This window comes from Dermacoccus sp. BD5 (assembly GCF_044878485.1).
Lineage (GTDB): Bacteria > Actinomycetota > Actinomycetes > Actinomycetales > Dermatophilaceae > Dermacoccus > Dermacoccus nishinomiyaensis.
The window spans coordinates 12804-29971 of record NZ_JANJER010000003.1 but is presented as its reverse complement, the minus strand read 5'-3'; the positions used below and the strand labels follow the sequence as shown (position 1 = coordinate 29971).

At 70.3% G+C, this 17168-nt stretch carries 18 protein-coding genes and 1 tRNA gene; 11 read left to right on the top strand and 8 right to left on the bottom strand.

Annotated elements, in window-relative coordinates; translation table 11 throughout:
• Positions 1 to 6: 6 nt before the first annotated feature.
• Together NQ706_RS03435 and NQ706_RS03430 are read right to left on the bottom strand one after the other, a co-directional pair.
• Positions 7 to 1293 carry an MFS transporter gene (locus NQ706_RS03435; RefSeq protein ID WP_038568229.1) on the bottom strand — a complete coding sequence of 429 codons (1287 nt, stop codon included), beginning with the start codon at positions 1291 to 1293 and terminating at the stop codon, positions 7 to 9.
• 56 nt (positions 1294 to 1349) lie between these two features.
• Positions 1350 to 1991 (bottom strand): GntR family transcriptional regulator, encoded by a 642-nt coding sequence (locus NQ706_RS03430; protein WP_038568226.1) that lies wholly within the window; start codon positions 1989 to 1991, stop codon positions 1350 to 1352.
• 173 nt (positions 1992 to 2164) lie between these two features.
• On the opposite strand from NQ706_RS03430, the gene NQ706_RS03425 reads away from it, so the two are divergent.
• Positions 2165 to 2953, top strand: coding sequence for an ABC transporter ATP-binding protein (locus tag NQ706_RS03425; RefSeq protein ID WP_038568223.1), 789 nt, complete (start codon positions 2165 to 2167; stop codon positions 2951 to 2953).
• Positions 2954 to 2959: 6 nt separating this feature from the next.
• Complete coding sequence (locus NQ706_RS03420; protein WP_038568221.1) at positions 2960 to 3766, top strand: RNA methyltransferase; 807 nt, start codon at positions 2960 to 2962, stop codon at positions 3764 to 3766.
• 101 nt (positions 3767 to 3867) lie between these two features.
• Here NQ706_RS03420 and NQ706_RS03415 read toward each other — a convergent pair whose 3' ends face one another.
• From NQ706_RS03415 to NQ706_RS03405, 3 genes are read right to left on the bottom strand one after another with little or no spacing between them, the layout of a single operon-like run.
• Positions 3868 to 4410 (bottom strand): YbhB/YbcL family Raf kinase inhibitor-like protein, encoded by a 543-nt coding sequence (locus tag NQ706_RS03415; RefSeq protein ID WP_038568216.1) that lies wholly within the window; start codon positions 4408 to 4410, stop codon positions 3868 to 3870.
• Between the two features lie 55 nt (positions 4411 to 4465).
• On the bottom strand, positions 4466 to 4843 hold the full coding sequence (locus NQ706_RS03410; protein ID WP_038568213.1) for a DUF3037 domain-containing protein: 378 nt from the start codon (positions 4841 to 4843) through the stop codon (positions 4466 to 4468).
• Positions 4840 to 5628, bottom strand: a complete 789-nt coding sequence (locus tag NQ706_RS03405) for a HipA family kinase (protein WP_038568210.1) — start codon at positions 5626 to 5628, stop codon at positions 4840 to 4842. Before NQ706_RS03405 ends, NQ706_RS03410 begins: the two co-directional genes overlap by 4 nt.
• Before the next feature lie 32 nt (positions 5629 to 5660).
• On the opposite strand from NQ706_RS03405, the gene NQ706_RS03400 reads away from it, so the two are divergent.
• The 8 genes from NQ706_RS03400 to NQ706_RS03365 all read left to right on the top strand — a co-directional run bounded on the left by NQ706_RS03400 (position 5661) and on the right by NQ706_RS03365 (position 14538).
• A complete protein-coding gene (locus NQ706_RS03400) occupies positions 5661 to 6443 on the top strand; it encodes a 1-acyl-sn-glycerol-3-phosphate acyltransferase (RefSeq protein ID WP_038568208.1) in 783 nt (260 codons plus the stop codon).
• Positions 6444 to 6491: 48 nt separating this feature from the next.
• Entirely contained in the window at positions 6492 to 8603 is a 2112-nt protein-coding gene (locus tag NQ706_RS03395; protein WP_038568205.1) for an ATP-dependent DNA helicase RecQ, read from the top strand.
• 29 nt (positions 8604 to 8632) lie between these two features.
• Positions 8633 to 9679, top strand: a complete 1047-nt coding sequence (locus tag NQ706_RS03390) for a glucose 1-dehydrogenase (RefSeq protein ID WP_038568203.1) — start codon at positions 8633 to 8635, stop codon at positions 9677 to 9679.
• Positions 9676 to 11106 (top strand): DNA polymerase IV, encoded by a 1431-nt coding sequence (locus NQ706_RS03385; protein WP_038568199.1) that lies wholly within the window; start codon positions 9676 to 9678, stop codon positions 11104 to 11106. The genes NQ706_RS03390 and NQ706_RS03385 overlap by 4 nt, the downstream gene beginning before the upstream one ends.
• Positions 11107 to 11195: 89 nt before the next feature.
• The gene (locus tag NQ706_RS03380) at positions 11196 to 11645 is read left to right on the top strand and encodes an NfeD family protein (protein ID WP_038568195.1); all 450 of its coding nucleotides are present in this window, start codon (positions 11196 to 11198) and stop codon (positions 11643 to 11645) included.
• 61 nt (positions 11646 to 11706) lie between these two features.
• On the top strand, positions 11707 to 12963 hold the full coding sequence (locus NQ706_RS03375) for an SPFH domain-containing protein (protein ID WP_038568192.1): 1257 nt from the start codon (positions 11707 to 11709) through the stop codon (positions 12961 to 12963).
• Positions 12964 to 13048: 85 nt separating this feature from the next.
• Positions 13049 to 13133: transfer RNA gene (locus NQ706_RS03370), tRNA-Leu, on the top strand.
• Between the two features lie 79 nt (positions 13134 to 13212).
• Complete coding sequence (locus NQ706_RS03365; RefSeq protein WP_038568189.1) at positions 13213 to 14538, top strand: M20/M25/M40 family metallo-hydrolase; 1326 nt, start codon at positions 13213 to 13215, stop codon at positions 14536 to 14538.
• On the opposite strand, the gene NQ706_RS03360 is transcribed toward NQ706_RS03365, so the two are convergent.
• On the bottom strand, positions 14539 to 14739 hold the full coding sequence (locus NQ706_RS03360; protein WP_038568187.1) for a DUF5703 family protein: 201 nt from the start codon (positions 14737 to 14739) through the stop codon (positions 14539 to 14541).
• Between the two features lie 37 nt (positions 14740 to 14776).
• On the opposite strand from NQ706_RS03360, the gene NQ706_RS03355 reads away from it, so the two are divergent.
• Positions 14777 to 15121: a hypothetical protein gene (locus NQ706_RS03355; RefSeq protein ID WP_038568184.1), complete on the top strand. Its 345-nt coding sequence runs from the start codon at positions 14777 to 14779 to the stop codon at positions 15119 to 15121.
• A gap of 71 nt (positions 15122 to 15192) precedes the next feature.
• Here NQ706_RS03355 and NQ706_RS03350 read toward each other — a convergent pair whose 3' ends face one another.
• Together NQ706_RS03350 and NQ706_RS03345 are read right to left on the bottom strand one after the other, a co-directional pair.
• Entirely contained in the window at positions 15193 to 16158 is a 966-nt protein-coding gene (locus NQ706_RS03350; protein ID WP_051805886.1) for an aldo/keto reductase, read from the bottom strand.
• The gene (locus NQ706_RS03345) at positions 16158 to 17162 is read right to left on the bottom strand and encodes a magnesium and cobalt transport protein CorA (RefSeq protein WP_038568182.1); all 1005 of its coding nucleotides are present in this window, start codon (positions 17160 to 17162) and stop codon (positions 16158 to 16160) included. The genes NQ706_RS03350 and NQ706_RS03345 overlap by 1 nt, the downstream gene beginning before the upstream one ends.
• Positions 17163 to 17168 lie beyond the last annotated feature (6 nt).

Genomic DNA, 17168 nt, shown 5'->3' with positions numbered 1-17168 from the left:
GACGGGTCAGTGCGCCAGAGCCGACGGAAGGTGCTTGCGCGAGAACATCAGGACGACGCCGAGGCTCAGCGCGGCGAGCACGACGCCACCGACGAACATCACGGGGTAGCTCAGCCAGTGGCTGACGACGGCGAGCGCGGCGGGCACGAAGAAGCCGAGGTAGGTGATCGAATAGTAGACAGCCGTCAGTCCCGCGAGGTCCTCGGGACCGGCGATGCGCTGCACCTCCTGCAGGCCGGAGACGAGCAGCATGCCGTAGGCGAGACCGAGGACGGCGGCCGCGACGAGCGCGAGCAACGGGCTGACGAGGTGCGCTGCAAGTGCGGCGATGCCGAGGCCGGGCAGCGTCATCGCCAGGGCGATGATGATGGCGCGCGCGGAGCTGACGTCGTCGAAGCGCTTGCCGACCTGCTGGATGAACAGCCCGCAGCCGAGCGCGACGAGGCACAGCAGGCCCGAGAAGGCGATGCCGAACGAGCCTGTGCGATCACCCATGACGGCGGGCAGCACGGCATAGGCGCATCCCGCGCAGCCGAACACCCACGGCGCCATCGGCAGGACGACGAACAGGAAGCGACGGTGGCCCGCAGCGGGCACGCGCAGGTCGTCGAGGAAGCGTCCCGGCACGTCTTGGGCGGCATGCGTCTCGGGGGCGCGCGTCAGGAGCACGAAGCTCGCCGCCGTGATGACGAGGTGGACGAGGTAGCACAGCTCCGCGGGCAGCGGCGCGAACTGGGCAAGCGCCGCGGCGGTGGCGGCGCCGAGCGCGAAGCCGGCCGTCAGGCTGATGGACGCGCGACGCGCGCCCGCGGCGGAGTCGGCCTCGGCGTCGAACGGCGGGCTCGACAGTTCCTTGATCCACGAGCCGCCGACAACCATGGCGAGCCCGAGCGCCAGGCCGGAGAAGATGCGGCCGACGAAGAGCACAGCCGGCGAGCCGGCGCCGACGGCGAGCAGCACCGACGCGATGATCGCGAGGATCGGCGCGGGCAGCATGAGCGGGCGACGGCCCCAGCGGTCCGAGGCCGGCCCGCCGAGCAGCAGCGCGGGCATGATGCCGAGGACGTACGCACCGAGCAGCAGGTCGACGGCGCCCGTCGAGAGCGCGTCGATGTCACGGTAGAGCCCGAGCAGCGGCGTGAACTGGTTGCCACCCCACGCGACGGTGAACATCGCCGCCCCGACCGGTAGCCAGGCGGCCCGCGCACCCCCGGCGCCGGCGCGCTCGGGGGTGTCGACGCTCGTCGTGACGCGTTCGTGGTTGGTGGTGCGGGTCGGGGTGTCGAGTGACACGCGGGGGCCTTTCGTCGGGTGTGGGTGAGTGGGGTGACCTCGGGCGGACGGAAGGCTCAGGGGAGCAGTCCGTCGTAGGAGTGGTGCAGGTGCGCCGTCAGCTCCTGCTCGAAACCGGTCGCGTCTCCCGCGGCGACGAGGTCGACGAGACGGGCGTGGGCGGTGAGGACGTCGCGGCAGCGGCGGTCGTCCTTCCACAGGATGCGCGCGGCCATGCGCCGTTGACGTTCCCCGAGACGCTCGTAGAACTCGGTGAGGATGGCGTTGCCACCGGCTGCGACGAGGTGGGTGTGGAACACGCAGTCGGTCTCGGTGAAGTCGTCGTGGTCGCCGGTTTCGAGGCTCTGGCGCTGACGGCGCAGGATCTCGCCGAGATCGATGGCGACGTCGCGGTGCTCGTGCGCCTCGACGACGCTGCGCGCCGCACGCGACTCCACCGCGATGCGTGCCTCGACGACGTCACGCACCTCGCGCGGTTCGACGGCGCGCACGAGTGCGCCGCGCTTGGGGTACAGCGTCATCCACCCCTCGGCCTGCAGCCGGACGAACGCCTCGCGCACGGGGGTGCGGGAGACGTCGAGCAGTTCCGAGATCTCACCCTCGCTGATGAGGGCGCCACCGGCGATCGAGCCGTCGAGGATGCGGCCCTTCACCTCGCGGTAGACCGCGTCGGCCGCGGAGATCTTCGGCTCGCTCATGCTCGCTCCTCGTTCGAGTGGTCGATCTGCTGCCCACGGTGGTAGGCGTTCGACGCAACATAGATACAAGTTGTAGCTTACACCCGTGTCGGTTGGGCGCCAGGCGCGTCCACGACGTCATCCGTGCCGTGTCGCGTGGCATTCGACCCCGTCGAGTCAGTAGGGTCACGGGTATGAGCGATGTGTTGTCCTTCTCCGGGATCGGTGTCACGCGCGGCGCGCAGAAGCTGCTCGACGACGTCTCGTGGGAGGTGGAGGAAGGCGAGCGCTGGGTCGTCGTCGGCCCCAACGGCGCCGGCAAATCGACACTGCTCAACGTCGCCGCCGGTCGCATGCACCCCTCGACGGGCGTCGCCGGCATCCTCGGCGAAGTGCTCGGCGCCGTCGACGTGTTCGAGCTGCGCCCCCGCATCGGCCTCGCGACGGCGGCGCTCGCCGAGCGCATCCCCTCCGGTGAGAAGGTCTCCGACGTCGTCGTCACCGCGAGCTACGGCATGGTGGGACGCTGGCGCGAGAAGTACGACAGCTTCGACCACGAACGCGCACGCGAACTGCTCGACGAACTCGGCGCCGCGCACCTCGCCGAGCGTCGCTTCGGCACGCTGAGCGAGGGGGAGCGCAAGCGCGTCCTCATCGCCCGCGCCCTCATGACCGACCCCGAGCTCATGCTGCTCGACGAGCCCGCCGCCGGGCTCGACCTCGGTGCCCGCGAAGACCTCGTGCAGCGCCTCACCGCGCTCGCCGAGGACGTCGACGCACCGGCGCTCGTGCTCGTCACCCACCACGTCGAGGAGATCCCGCCGGGCTTCACCGACATCCTCATGCTGCGCGAGGGCCGCGTCGTCGCCGCCGGCCCGATCGAGTCGACACTGACGGCCGAGAACCTCTCGGAGACGTTCGGTCTCGCGCTCGAGCTCGATCGTCACGGTGAGCGCTGGAGCGCCCGCGCCGCGCAGGCCTGATCACCGGTGCCGATCCGCATCACCTCACCCGACGACGACCGCGTCGCCGACTACTTCCGCCTCACCGACGTCGCGCTGCGCAAGAAGCTCGAAACCGAGCGCGGCCTCTACATCGCCGAGAGCGAGAAGGTCATCCGCCGCGCCCTCGCGCGCGGCGACCGTCCCCGCAGCTTCCTCATGGGCCAGCGCTGGCTCGACGACCTCGCCGACATCGTCGCGGACGCCGAGGCCGCCGACGTCCCCGTGTACGTGGGGGAGGCCGACGTCATTGAGTCGATGACGGGTTTCCATCTGCACCGCGGGGCTCTCGCGTCGATGAACCGCCCCGCGCTGGCCTCGCCCGAAGAACTGCTGCGTGACGCGCGGCGCGTCGTCGTGCTCGAGGACATCGTCGATCACACGAACGTCGGTGCCATCTTCCGATCGGCCGCGGCGCTCGGCGTCGACGCCGTCCTCGTCACCCCGCGCTGCGCAGATCCGCTGTACCGCCGCTCGGTGCGCGTGTCGATGGGCACCGTGTTCCAGGTGCCGTGGACGCGCATCGACCCGTGGCCCGGCTCGGTGACGCGACTTCAGGAGGCCGGATGGACGGTCGCCGCGATGGCGCTGGCTGGCGATTCCGTAACGCTTGACGAACTCGCGGCGCGTGAGCCCGAACGCCTCGCGCTCGTCATGGGCACCGAGGGCGACGGCCTCGGAACGCGAACGGTCGCCGCGTGCGACGTCACCGTCCGCATCCCGATGGCAGGCGGCGTCGACTCGCTCAACGTCGCGGCCGCCAGCGCCGTCGCGATGTACACGCTACGCATGTGACGGGGCGCGCCGAGGCCCCGACGTCGACGAGCATCCACTCGTGGTCATCGGGGCCTCGTGCTGTGTCGGCTGGCAGCCGCTGAGATCAGTGGCCGGGACGATCAGTGACCGTACAGGCCCGTCGTGACGCCGCGTGCGACGGTCTGGAAGACGGCGTTGAAGCTGAGGACGGCGGGCGTGACCGAGTCGTCGATCGCGAGAGGGTCACCCTCGATCGCGTGGACCGCGAACATGTATCGGTGCTTGCCGTCACCTTCGGGCGGGCACGGCCCCATCCAGCCCTTGACGCCGCCATCACCGGCGACGTGGAAGGCGCCCTCGGGCAACGCGGCGTCACCCGATCCGGCGCCCTCGGCGAGTTCGGTGACGTCCGCCGGGATGCCTGCGATCGCCCAGTGCCAGAAGCCCGACGGGGTCGGCGCGTCCGGGTCGAAGCAGGTGACGACGTACGACGTCGTCGTCTCCGGCGCACCGCTCCACGACAGCTGCGGCGAGACGTTCTGCCCGTTCACGCCCCAGCCGTCGTAGACATACGTCTCGGCGAGGTCGCCGCCGTCGCTGAAGCTCGTGCTCGTGACGGTGAGGGCCGGGAACACCGGCAGGTGGTCGTAGGGGTCGGGCGCAGTGGTTCGTTCGATGCTCATGGTTCGACCCTACCGACCGCGCACCAGGATTGAGCGGGTATGGGCCTGAGCCAGCTCAGCGCACGAGCCGGTCGACCAGACGTTCGAGGGTGGCGCCCGGGTCGTTGCTGACCCCGCCGTGCATCGGGCCCGGCTGGACGATCGTCGAACGCGGCGCGCTGATCCAGCCGAAGCGTTGCCCCAGCTTCGGCAGGTCAGGGCGCCCGGGGCACGGCTCGCCGCGCACATCGGCGCACAGTGAGGCGAGCGACTGCTCGACGTCTGCGGCGGCGAGCGTCGGAGCGAACGCGGCGAGGCGGGCTGCGTCGAGGTGGAAACGGGCGTCGAGGAAATCGGCCATCTGCGCGTAGAGCGCGACGCCGACGTTGAGGAACTCCTCGCGCTCGATCGACGGCACGAGACGCAGCACGACGTACTGGTAGCCGACGCTCATCGCATCTCACCCGCGAACGCCGGCGACCATGCTTGCGGGGCGGCGAGGCGCGCGAGCAGGTTCTCGACGTAGGCGGCGCGCACGTCGTCGGCGTGCGGCATCGACTCACTCGTCTCGAGCCATTCGTCGGGCACGAGCGTCAGGATCTCGCGCAACAGGCCAGGGGTGACGAGCGCAGCAAGACGCTCGTGTGCGGCCGCTGCGGCCGCGGGCGAGAGGTCGATCACCCCGGCCATGATGTGGGAGCCCAGATCGAAGCGCTGCGCCGCGAAACGCTCCGGGTGGGAGCCCTTCGACGGCCACGAGTAGTGGAAGTACAGCGCCGCACCGTGGTCGATGCACCACGTCTGCCCGTGCCAGCGCACGAGGTTCGGGTTGTGCGGGGTGCGGTCGATGTTCGCGGTGAACGCATCGAGCCACAGGATCGTGGCGGCCTCGTCGGCGGGCGGCGGGATGGAGCCGTCATAGGCGAAGGCGCCCGGCAGCAGGTCGACGCCGAGGTTGAGCCCGACGCTCGCCGTCAGCAGATCTTGCACCTCCTCGTCGGCCTCGTACTTCGCGATGGCCTCCGGCAGCTCGACGAGCTCGAGCTCGGGCACCCGCAGGCCGAGCGCACGGGCGAGTTCGCCGACGACGACCTCGGCGACTAGCACCTTGAGCCCCTGGCCGGCTCCGCGGAACTTGACGACCCACGTGCCGAGGTCGGAACCCTCGACGACGCCGGGCAGCGAGCCGCCCTCACGCAGGGGGACGACGAAGCGCGTCGCCTCGATCTGTTGCAGCACCGCGTCAGCCTAGCCGGATTAGGCTGGTGGACATGGAACTCGTCTACCCTCCCGTTCTCGCCATTGCGCGCAGCCTCTTCGCCGCGCAGGGGCTCAAGTTCACCCTCGTCGGCTCCGAGAACCTGCCGCGCACCGGTGGCGCCGTCGTCATGATGAACCACTTGTCGTACATGGACTTCACGTACGCGGGCTTCCCGGCGATCAAGCAGCGCCGCGTCATCCGATTCATGGCGAAGAAGGAGGTCTTCGACCACAAGATCTCGGGCCCGCTCATGCGCGGCATGAAGCACATCGCCGTCGAGCGCGGCAACGGCGCGCAGAGCTACCGCGACGCCGTCGCTGCCCTGAAGCGCGGCGAGCTCGTCGGCATCTTCCCGGAGGAGACGATCTCCCGCTCATTCGAGCTCAAGTCCTTCAAGACCGGCGGCGTGCGCATGGCGCAGGAGGCCGGGGTGCCGATCGTGCCGATGATCCTGTGGGGTTCGCAGCGTGTGTGGACGAAGGGCAAGCCGAAGCGTCTCGGGCGCACGAACACGCCGATCACCGTCGCCGTCGGTGAGCCGATGACGTACGACGAGACGCTCAGCCCCGAGCAGAACACGCAGCGCGTCAAGGACGCGATGCAGAAGCTGCTCGACGCGGCACGCGCGAATTACCCGACGCTGAGCGGCGCCGACCTCGAGTTCCTGCCCGCCTCCATGGGTGGCACCGCGCCGACGCTCGACGAGGCCGAGGCCGACGACGCCCGCATCGCCGCCGAGCGGCGTCGCAAGCGTGCCGAGAAGGCTGCGGCGGCGTCCTCGTCGCAGGGCTGAATCCGCGTCGTTCTGGGGTTGTCGGTGTCTCGTGCCACAGTTCGTCCCATGAACGCTGAACAGGACACCGGCTTCGACGCCGTCGCCTCCTCCGTGCTGCACGCCCTGGCCGGGCCGGACGCTCGCCTGCGCGACGATCAGCGCGTCGCGGTCGAGGCGCTCGGTCGGCCGGGCGCGCGCGTCGTCGTCGTCCAGGCGACGGGGTGGGGCAAGTCGGCCGTCTACTGGGTGGCGACGGCGATCGCCCGCAGCCGCGGCGCGGGCCCGACGCTGGTCGTCTCGCCGCTGCTCAGCCTCATGCGCGACCAGGTGGCCGGCGCCGAGCGTGCGGGGCTGCGGGCCGCTGCGATCCACTCCGGCAACCTCGACGCCTGGGGCGCCATCGAGCAGGCCGTGACGGCCGGGCAGCTCGACGTGCTGCTCGTCTCGCCAGAGCGGCTCGCGAACCCGACGTTCGGTGAACGCGTCATGCGTTCGCTCGCGGGTGATCTGGGGCTGCTCGTCATCGACGAGGCGCACGCCCTGTCCGACTGGGGGCACGACTTCCGCCCCGACTACCGCCGCGTCGCCGACGTGCTGACGACGCTCAACCCGGCGACACCCGTGCTCGCGACGACGGCGACGGCCAACGAGCGCGTCACCGAGGATCTGGCGCAGCAGCTGGGGGAGGCCTCCCTCGTGCTGCGGGGTCCGCTCGCCCGCTCGTCGCTGCACCTCGCGGTGCTGCCGGAGATGACGGCGTTGCAGCGCTACGCGTGGGTCGTCGACCGTCTCGCGTCACTGCCGGGCAGTGGCATCGTCTACACCCTGACGGTCGCGGACGCCGAGCGTCTCGCGGCGGCCGTGACGGCCGCGCACGGTGACGAGCTGCCCGTCGCTGCGTACACCGGTCAGCTCGAGGCCGCTCAGCGAGAACAGCTCGAGGACGATCTGCGCCACAACCGTGTCAAGGCGCTCATCGCGACGTCAGCGCTCGGGATGGGCTACGACAAGCCCGACCTCGGTTTCGTCGTCCACCTCGGCGCGCCGGCGTCACCGGTGTCGTACTACCAGCACATCGGGCGTGCGGGCCGTGCCATCGACTCGGCCGTCGTCGCGCTGCTGCCCGCCGCGGGCGACGAGAACATCTGGGAGTACTTCGCGACGGCGACGATCCCGAAGAAAGAGCAGGTCGCGACGCTCCTGACCGCACTGCAGGCCGCGGCCGAGCCGATGAGCGTCGTGGCCCTCGACGCGGAGACGGGCCTGCGACGCAACCGGGTCGAGCTGCTGCTCAAGCAACTCGCCGTCGACGGCGTCGTCGAGCGCACCCCCGACGGGTGGCGCGCCACCGGGGTCGAGTGGAGCTTCGACGAGGAGCACTACGCGGGCGTCATCGCGACGCGGGAGCGCGAGGCCGACATCATGCGCCGCTACATCGCCGGCGCCCAGTGCCTCATGAAGCTTCTGCGCACGGCCCTCGACGACCCCGAGGCCGCCGACTGCGGCCAGTGCTCGGTCTGCCTGGGCCACCTGCCCGAGCCGCTGACGACGGACATCGACCCCGCGACGCTCGAACGCATCGCGGCGGTGCTGCGCGCCGAGACCATCACCCTCGAACCGCGCAAGATGTGGCCCGGTGGCGCGTTCGGCACCCGCGGGCGCATCCCCGCGAACCTCGCCGCCGACCCCGGGCGGGTGCTCATCCACGCCGACGCAGCCGAGTGGGAGGACGAGCGGCGAGAGGATCGGCGCGCCCAGGGCACGCAGGAGGCGTCGCAGGCGCTGCAGGAATCCGCGGTGCGCGTGCTCGCGGCCTGGTCGAAGACGTGGCGCCAGCGCCCCTCATGCATCGTCGCGCTGCCGACGCGGGTCGGCTCGGGCGAGGTCAACACCGCCCGGGTCGAGTCGCTGGCCGCGCACCTCGGCACCGCGGGCAAGCTGCCGCACACGACGTGGAACGTCGTGCCGCCCCACGTCGGCGATGCCGCGGGTGCCGAGGTGGCCACCGCGTGGCGCGAGGCCATCGCCGGGAGCGCTCCGCAGGTCGCGGGAGCGAGCGTCCTGCTCGTCGTCGACACCTCGTCGACGACGTGGGAGCCCACCGTCGCCGCGGCCGCGCTACGCGAGGCGGGCGCCGTCTGCGTCCTGCCGCTGCTCGTCCACAGAGGCGTCGGATGACCTCCTGCCCGGGGCCTAGAGTTGGAGTCATGCGCGCACTCACCGTCCTGCCCCTGAGCAAGGATTCCCTCGCCGTCACCGACATGCCCGGCCCGACGCCCGGGCCCGGAGACCTGCTCGTCGAGGGCATCGCCCTCGGCGTGTGCGGCACCGACCACGAGATCGCCGACGGTGCGTACGGCTGGGCGCCCGAGGGCGCGGAGCGCCTCGTCCTCGGCCACGAGTCGCTCGGGCGCGTCCTGCAGGCTCCCGAGGGCTCCGATTTCGCCGAGGGCGACCTCGTCGTCGGCATCGTCCGCATGCCCGACACCGTGCCGTGCGTCGCGTGCGCCGCGGGGGAGTGGGACATGTGCCGCAACGGCGAGTACACCGAGCACGGCATCAAGCAGATCCACGGGTTCGGTTCGCAGCGCTGGAGCATCCCCGCCGACCATGCGGTCAAGCTCGACCCGTCGCTCGAGAAGGTCGGCGTGCTGCTCGAGCCGACGACCGTCGTGACGAAGGCCTGGGAGCAGGTCGAGCGCATCGGCGCCCGCGCGACGTTCGCGCCGAAGAAGGTGCTCGTCACCGGTGCCGGCCCGATCGGTCTGCTCGGCGCGCTCATCGGCGCCCAGAAGGGCCTCGACGTCTACGTCCTCGACCGGCCCACCGACGGTCTCAAGCCCGAGCTCGTGCGCGAGCTCGGCGCCACCTACGTCACGGGCGACGTCGTGGAACAGATGCAGCAGATCGCCCCCGACGTCGTCATCGAGGCCACCGGCGCGGTGCCCGTCATCTCGGGCGTGCTCGCCAACAACGTGCCCTACGGCATCGTGTGCCTGACAGGCATCTCCGCGCCGAAGGAGCAAGAGGTCGACCTGGGCCACATCAACCGCGACCTCGTGCTCGACAACGGCGTCGTCGTCGGCTCGGTCAATGCGAACCTGCGTCACTACCAGGGCGCGGCCGAGGTGCTCGCGAAGGCCGACAACCCCTGGCTGGAGCGACTCATCACGCGGCGCGTGCCGCTCGAGAAGTTCGCCGAGGCCTTCGAGCGCCGCGACGGCGACGTCAAGGTGGTCATCGACCTGGCGTGAGAGACGACGCCAGCATCGTCCACGTCGACCTCGACGCGTTCTTCGCCTCGGTCGAGCAGCGCGACAAGCCGAGCCTACGTGGACGCCCCGTCATCGTCGGTGGCACCGGCCTGCGCGGCGTCGTCTCGACGGCGTCGTACGAGGCGCGAGCGTTCGGTGCCCGCAGTGCGATGAGCACCGCCGAGGCACGGGCCATCTGCCCGGCCGCCACGGCGTTCCTCTCGCCGCGGTTCGAGGCGTACCGCGCGTCGTCGCTCGCCGTCATGGCCGTGCTGCGCGAGCTGTCGCCGCTCGTCGAGCAGGTCTCGATCGATGAGGCGTACGTCGACCTGCGCGGCGCCGACCTCGATGTCTCGAGCACCGCGCACGTGCGCGAGGTGCTCGAGACCCTGCGCCGTGACGTCGCCGACGCAACGGGCGGTTTGAGCGTCAGCGCGGGGGCGGCGTCGTCGAAGATGCTCGCGAAGATCGGCTCCGACCTGAACAAGCCGGCGGGCATCACCGTCGTCGAACCGGGCAGCGAGCTCGGGTTCCTCGCGCCGATGTCGGTGCGCGCGATCAGCGGCGTCGGCCCGGCGACTGCGGCGCGGCTGCGCACCTTCGGTGTCGAGACGGTCGAACAGCTGCGCGCGATGACGCACGTCGACCTCGTCAGCATCTTCGGTGAGCGTCACGGGCATTCCCTCCACGAACTGGCGCGCGCCCGCGACGATCGGGACCTCACCCTCACCCGCGAGGCGAAGAGCGTCTCGCACGAGGAGACGTTCGAACGCGACGTCCACGATCGCGCCGTGCTGCGCCGCGAGATCGAGCGCATCGCGCAGGCCGTCTCGGCCCGCTGCGAGAAGGCCGGAGTCTTCGGGCGCACCGTGCACCTCAAGGTGCGCCTTCCTGACTTCAGTTCGTTGACGCGCAGCTCGACATCACCGACCCCGAGCCGTGACGCCGACGTCATCGCCCGCACGGCTCAGCGCCTGCTCGACGGACTCGACCTCGCGCAGGGTGTGCGTCTCATCGGTGTGGGCGTCAGCGGTTTCGTCACGCACGCGCAGTCGGGGCTGTTCGAACTCGAGGCTCCCGTCGACACGCCGGCCTTTCCCGAGGCCGTCGGTGAGTCGTCGACAGCCGCCACCCCCAGCAGCGACGACGCTGACCCCGACGCCGACGAGGGGTCGTCAACCCTGCCTCAGGAGTTGACGACGCGTTTCAGCCCCGGCACGACGGCGTCGTGGCGCCCCGGCATGGACGTGCATCACGACGAGTTCGGCGCGGGTTGGGTGTGGGGCTCAGGGCGTGGCCGCGTCACCGTCCGGTTCGAGGGCCCGCTCACCCCGAAGGGTCCGGTGCGTACCGTCGCCGTGGACGATCCGGCGCTGACGCCCGGCGAACCGCCGGCCTGGGACGATGCCGCTGCCGCGTCACCGTGAGGTAATCGTTAGGTTCTCGGGTCGAACCGGACGAGCGTTCCACGTAGATTGCAGGTACGAAGTCGTCGAAGCGGGGAGCTGGACCGAGCATGAACAACAGTGCATGGCTGATGTGGCTGGGCGTCGCCCTCGCGATGGCCGCCGTCGAGGCTGTCACGGTCGACTTCGTGTTCATCATGCTCGCGCTCGGCGCGCTCGCGGGCGCGATCGCGTCGTACTTCGGTGCGGACTTCGTCATCAGTGCGCCGATCGCGGTCGCCGTCGCCGTCGGGTTGTTGTTCACGCTGCGCCCGATGCTGCGCCGCCGTCTGCGCCCGACGCGCGACAACACCGACATCGGGCCGCGTTCGGTCGTCGGTCAGACGGGGTTCGTCGTCGAGCCGGTCTCCGAGTCGCAGGGCCTCGTCAAGGTGCACGGCGACCTGTGGAGCGCGCGCACCGACGTGCGCATGACGCTCCCCCTCGGTTCGCCCGTCCACGTCATCGACCTGCAGGGCGCGACTCTGCTCGTCGACCCCACAACCACCGAGCGGCGCTGAGCGAGCACTCCCGCCAGCGTCCGCGCATCACGCCGGGTTCGCCCGGCCACAGGGAGGGAACATGTCCCCAGGACTCATCGTCGTCATCCTGCTGCTGGTGTTCGCGGTCGTCGTCGTCATGCGCACGATCCGCATCGTGCCGCAGCAGACGGCTCAGATCGTCGAGCGTCTCGGCTCGTACAACCGCACGCTGACGGACGGTCTGCACATCCTCGTGCCGTTCATCGACCGGGTGCGCGCGAACATCGATCTGCGTGAGCAGGTCGTCACGTTCCCGCCGCAGCCCGTCATCACGAGCGACAACCTCGTCGTCAGCATCGACACCGTCATCTACTACTCGGTGACGGATCCGAAGTCAGCCGTCTACGAGATCGAGAACTTCATCCAGGGTATCGAGCAGCTGACGGTGACGACGCTGCGCAACGTCATCGGTTCGCTCGACCTCGAGCAGACGCTCACCTCGCGTGACCAGATCAACGGGCAGCTGCGCGGCGTGCTCGACGAGGCGACGGGCCGCTGGGGCATCCGCGTCAATCGTGTGGAGCTCAAGGCGATCGACCCGCCGGCGTCGGTGCAGGATTCGATGGAGAAGCAGATGCGCGCCGAGCGTGACCGCCGCGCCGCCATCCTGAACGCCGAGGGTTTCAAGCAGAGCCAGATCCTCACGGCCGAGGGTGAGAAGCAGAGCCAGATCCTGCGCGCCGAGGGTGAGGCGCAGGCCGCCGTCCTCAAGGCCCAGGGTGAGGCGCGCGCCATCCAGCAGGTGTTCGACGCCATCCACCGCGGCAAGCCGACGCAGCGTCTGCTCGCCTACCAGTACCTGCAGACGCTGCCGCAGCTGGCGCAGGGCGATTCGAACAAGATGTGGGTCATCCCCTCGGAGGTCACCGACGCGCTGCGCGGCATCTCGAGCGCTCTCGGCGGCGACGCCGGGCGTCCGGGCGACAACGACGACGACGAATGGGTCGACCCCGGCACGAACGACGACAACGCGTTCGCCGACACGAAGCTCGAGGACCCTCAGGTCGCGCTCGCCAACGCGCGTGGCCAGGTCGACCAGGCCACGAACGAGGCGGAGGATTCGACGTCCCGCCCGCAGCGCCCTGCCGGCGCTGACGACGGTGTGCCCGCCCTCGGCGCATCGGCGATGCCGCAGGCGCCGCTCGGCGCGCAGGCGACGCCCGCCGGCGAGCCCGACGCCGGTCTGCAGCCCGAGCCGTTCGACGCTCCGCGCGAGGCCCGACAGCAGCCGCAGCGTCAGATCCGTCTGCCGCACCGGCCCGAGCAGGACGGCGAGCAGCCGACGGGCCACGCCTGAGCCGAGCCGATGTGCACTCCCAGCGAACGCCTGGTAATGTTCTTCCTCGTTGGAAGGGCGCGAAAGCGGCCGGAAAACACCACCTGTCCGGGTGGCGGAATGGCAGACGCGCTAGCTTGAGGTGCTAGTGTCCTTTATCGGACGTGGGGGTTCAAGTCCCCCCTCGGACACACTTCACGAGAAAGCCCCGGTGAGATATCACCGGGGCTTTCTTGCGCGCTGCCCACGCAGGAATGAAAAGGTGGAGCCATGGCTTCTCAGACCTCCGCCGAATCCGACGTCCTGCGCATCTGCCGCGATCTGATCCGCATCGACACGAGCAACTACGGCCCGGGCACCGAGGGCCCCGGCGAACGCGAAGCGGCCGAGTACGTCGTGGGCCAGCTGCAGGAGGTCGGCCTCGAACCCGAACTGTTCGAGAGCGAGCCGGGGCGCGCGAACGTCGTCGTCCGCATCCCGGGGGCCGACCGCGAACGCGGCGCGCTCGTCGTCCACGGCCACCTCGACGTCGTGCCCGCCGACGCCGCCGACTGGTCGCACGACCCGTTCGCCGCCGACGTCGAGGACGGCTGCGTCTGGGGCCGCGGCGCCGTCGACATGAAGGACATGGACGCGATGATCCTCGCGACCGTCCGCGACTTCGCCCGCCGCGGCGTCACTCCGCCGCGCGACCTCGTCGTCGCGTTCTTCGCCGATGAGGAGGCCGGCGGCGTCAAGGGTTCGCACTGGGCCGTCGACCACCGTCCCGAACTGTTCGAGGGCGCCACCGAGGCGATCAGCGAGGTCGGCGGCTACTCCGTCACCGTGCCGAAGAAGGGCGGCGGCGACCAGCGCGCCTACCTGCTGCAGACGGGGGAGAAGGGCATCCGTTGGATCCGCCTCACCGCCCACGGCCGCGCCGGCCACGGCAGCGTCCCCAACGACGAGAACGCCATCGCGCGCCTCGCCGCGGCGATCGGCCGCATCGACGCCCATGTCTGGCCGCGCCAGTACGTCGCGAGCGTCCGCCAGCTGCTTGACGGTCTCGCCGACATCACGGGCACGACCTACACCGACGAGGACACGGACGCGCTGCTCGCGCACATCCCCGGCGCGCGCAACTTCGTCGAGGGGGCACTCGCGAACGTGTCGAACCCGACGATGCTCGACGCCGGCTACAAGCACAACGTCATCCCGCAGACGGCGTCGGTCAACGTCGACTGCCGCTTCCTGCCCGGGCACGAGGACGAGCTGATGGACGCCATCGGCGAACTCGCCGGCGAGCACGTGACGATCGAGACGCTGCATCGCGACATCGCGCTCGACGCGCCGTTCGAAGGCCACCTCGTAGAACGGATGAAGGACGCGCTGCGCACCGAGGACCCGGGCTGCGAGATCCTGCCCTACTGCCTGTCAGCGGGCACCGACAACAAGGCGCTCAAGCAGCTCGGCATCAACGGCTACGGCTTCACACCGTTGCGCCTGCCGTCCGATCTGCTCTTCGCGCCGATGTTCCACGGCATCGACGAACGTGTGCCCGTCGAAAGCCTCGAGTTCGGGCAGCGGGTGCTCGCGCGTCTGCTCACCGACTGCTGATCAGAGCCAGCCGCCGTTGTCCTGCGGGCGCATGCGGATGATGCGGCGCCGCAACCAGATGCGGCGCACCCCACCGAGGTAGATGCGGGTGCGGGCCAGCTCCCAGTGCCCGTACTCAGCCTCATCGGTGAGGCTCTGGCGGATGTCGCTGCGGCTCGCGTCACGTGCGAACGTGAGCGTGCGGTATTCGTACTCAGCCATCTGCACATTCTTGCGCGATCGGGGTAGCGTTTTCCACATGAACGCCGACCCGCGCGCTGCCCTCGAAGCCCTCACACTCGCTTTCGAACGTCACCTCGAGGCGTGCTCAGCGCGTCGTGGTGACGACGACCCCGCCGTCATCGCGGCATCCGACGCCCTGGCCGACGCGTTCGAGACCTACGACGACGCGCTGCTCAACGCGTTCAACGAGATGACGCCGCTCGTCCTGCTCGACGACGACGATTTCGATGACGACGACTTCGACGACGACGATTTTGATGACGACTTCGACGACGAGGACGAAGAAGACGACGACCTCGACGATGCTGACGACGAGACGAGCGGCAACGACAAGCACCGCTCTGCGCGCGGTCGCAGCTGAGACGAACGCCCCATTGGGCCGAACGCTCGGCCACGGGGGCCGAGCGTTCTGACAACTGACGGCGCCCGCCGTCACGCGCCGGCGACCTCGTCGAGCGCCACGACGATCTCGCGCGGCACGCTCAGTTCGCCGGCGCGCAGCGCGACACGCAGTTGAGCCGCGGTGCGAGACCCCGCGACGACGGCGTCGATGCCGGGCGCGTGCAACGACCAGGCGAGGGCGAGTTCGGCCGGGTGGACGCCGAGGCCGTCGGCCGCCGTCGCGAGTGATTCGACGACGGCGCGCGTCGTCTCACGCGAGGCTCCGCTCGCCACGAGATCGCCGGAGGCGCGACGCGAATCGGCCGGCGTGCCGTGGCGGTACTTGCCCGTCAGCACGCCGCGCGCGAGCCCGGCGCCCGCGATGACGCCGTAGCCGCGCGCCGCGGCGGCCTCGACGACGTCCGTGGCGTCGGCGCGCAGCAGGTGATGTTCCACGGCGTGCGCGACGAGGTGGACGCCGCGCGCCGCGAGCAGGTGACTGACATCGACCGCGCGCCAGGGGGGCACGTCGCTCAGGCCGACGTCGCTCGCGCGGCCCGTCGTGACGGCCCACTCGAGTGCCGAGGCGACCTCGACGCTCGGGGTGACGCCGTCGTCACCCTCGACGAGCCACAGGTCGACATGTTCCGTGCCGAGACGCTCCAGCGTCGCATCGAGCGCGGCCATGAGGCCGGCGCGGGAGGTGTCCGGGCCCGGGGCGAAGGGGAGCGCTCCGTGACGGCCGTTGCGCGCGATGAGCTGGTACTCCTCGCGCCGGCGGCCCTCGAGGGCCTCACGCAGCCGCACCTCGGCGGCGCCCGCGTCGACGTCGTTCGTCTCGAACGTGTGCCCGCCGGCAGCGAGGTAGGTGCTCGCCATCTCCTGCGCGCTCTCCGCCGTCACGCCGCGGGCCCACCCGGACACGCCGAGCACGAACGCGCTGACACGCGTCCCGCTGCCGTTGAGCACGCGCGTCGGCACCCGCGGCGCCGCGTCACCGATGTGGCGAACCACCATCACAACCATCCAGACTTCTTGAACGCGCGCCACAGCAGCACGCCGATCGTCGCGAGCACGGCGATCATCAGGTAGTACCCGTAGTAGAACTCGTACCCGCCGCCGCGGCCGCCGAAGTGCACGGACGCCTCCAGCTCCGGCACCGAGTGGAAGTTCGTGCCGTAGATGCCGGCGAGCATCGTCGGCACCGTCGCGATGGCGACCCACGCCGAAATCTTGCGCATGTCGTTGTTCTGCTGCACGCCGACCTGCGACAGGTACGCCGACAGCACGTCCGACAGCAACCGATCGTAGGTCTCGATGTGCTCGCTGACGAGTTCCAGGTGATCGAGCACGTCACGGAAGAACGGCGCGAACCCCTCGTCGACGAACGACGACGCGACGAGGCGCCGCGTCGGCTCGATGAGCGGCTGCGCAGCCCACCGCGCCTCGAGCAGTTCGCGCTTCAGTTCGTAGATGTCGCTGACGTCCGTCGTCACGCTCGGCGTGAACACCTGATGCTCGATCGCGAGGACGTCGTCGCTCAGCTCCTCGTCGATGGCGAGGTACTTGTCGACGACCGCGTCCATGACCGAGTAGATGACCGCGACGGGGCCCTTCTCCAGCAGCCTGGGGTCGTGCTCCAACGCGGCGCGCACCGTCTCCAGCGGCGTCGGCTCACCGCGCCTGACGGTGACGACGAAGCGGTCGCCGACGAACACCATGAGTTCGCCGGTCTCGATGTCGGACGTCGCCTCGATGTAGCGCAACGTGCGCATGACGAGGAACGCCATGCCGTCGTAGACCTCGAACTTGGGGCGTTGCCCACCGGCGAGAGCGTCCTCGACCGCGAGGGGGTGCAGGCCGAACTCCGTGGCGATGATCGAGAACTCGTCGGCCGTCGGATCCTTCAACCCGACCCACAGGAAGCCGTCGTCGTGCTCGCGCAGATCGGCGAGCTCGGCGCGCAGGTCGCCGCAGTCGATGCGATTGCCGCCGCGATAGACGGCCTGGTCGATGATCACCGTCGT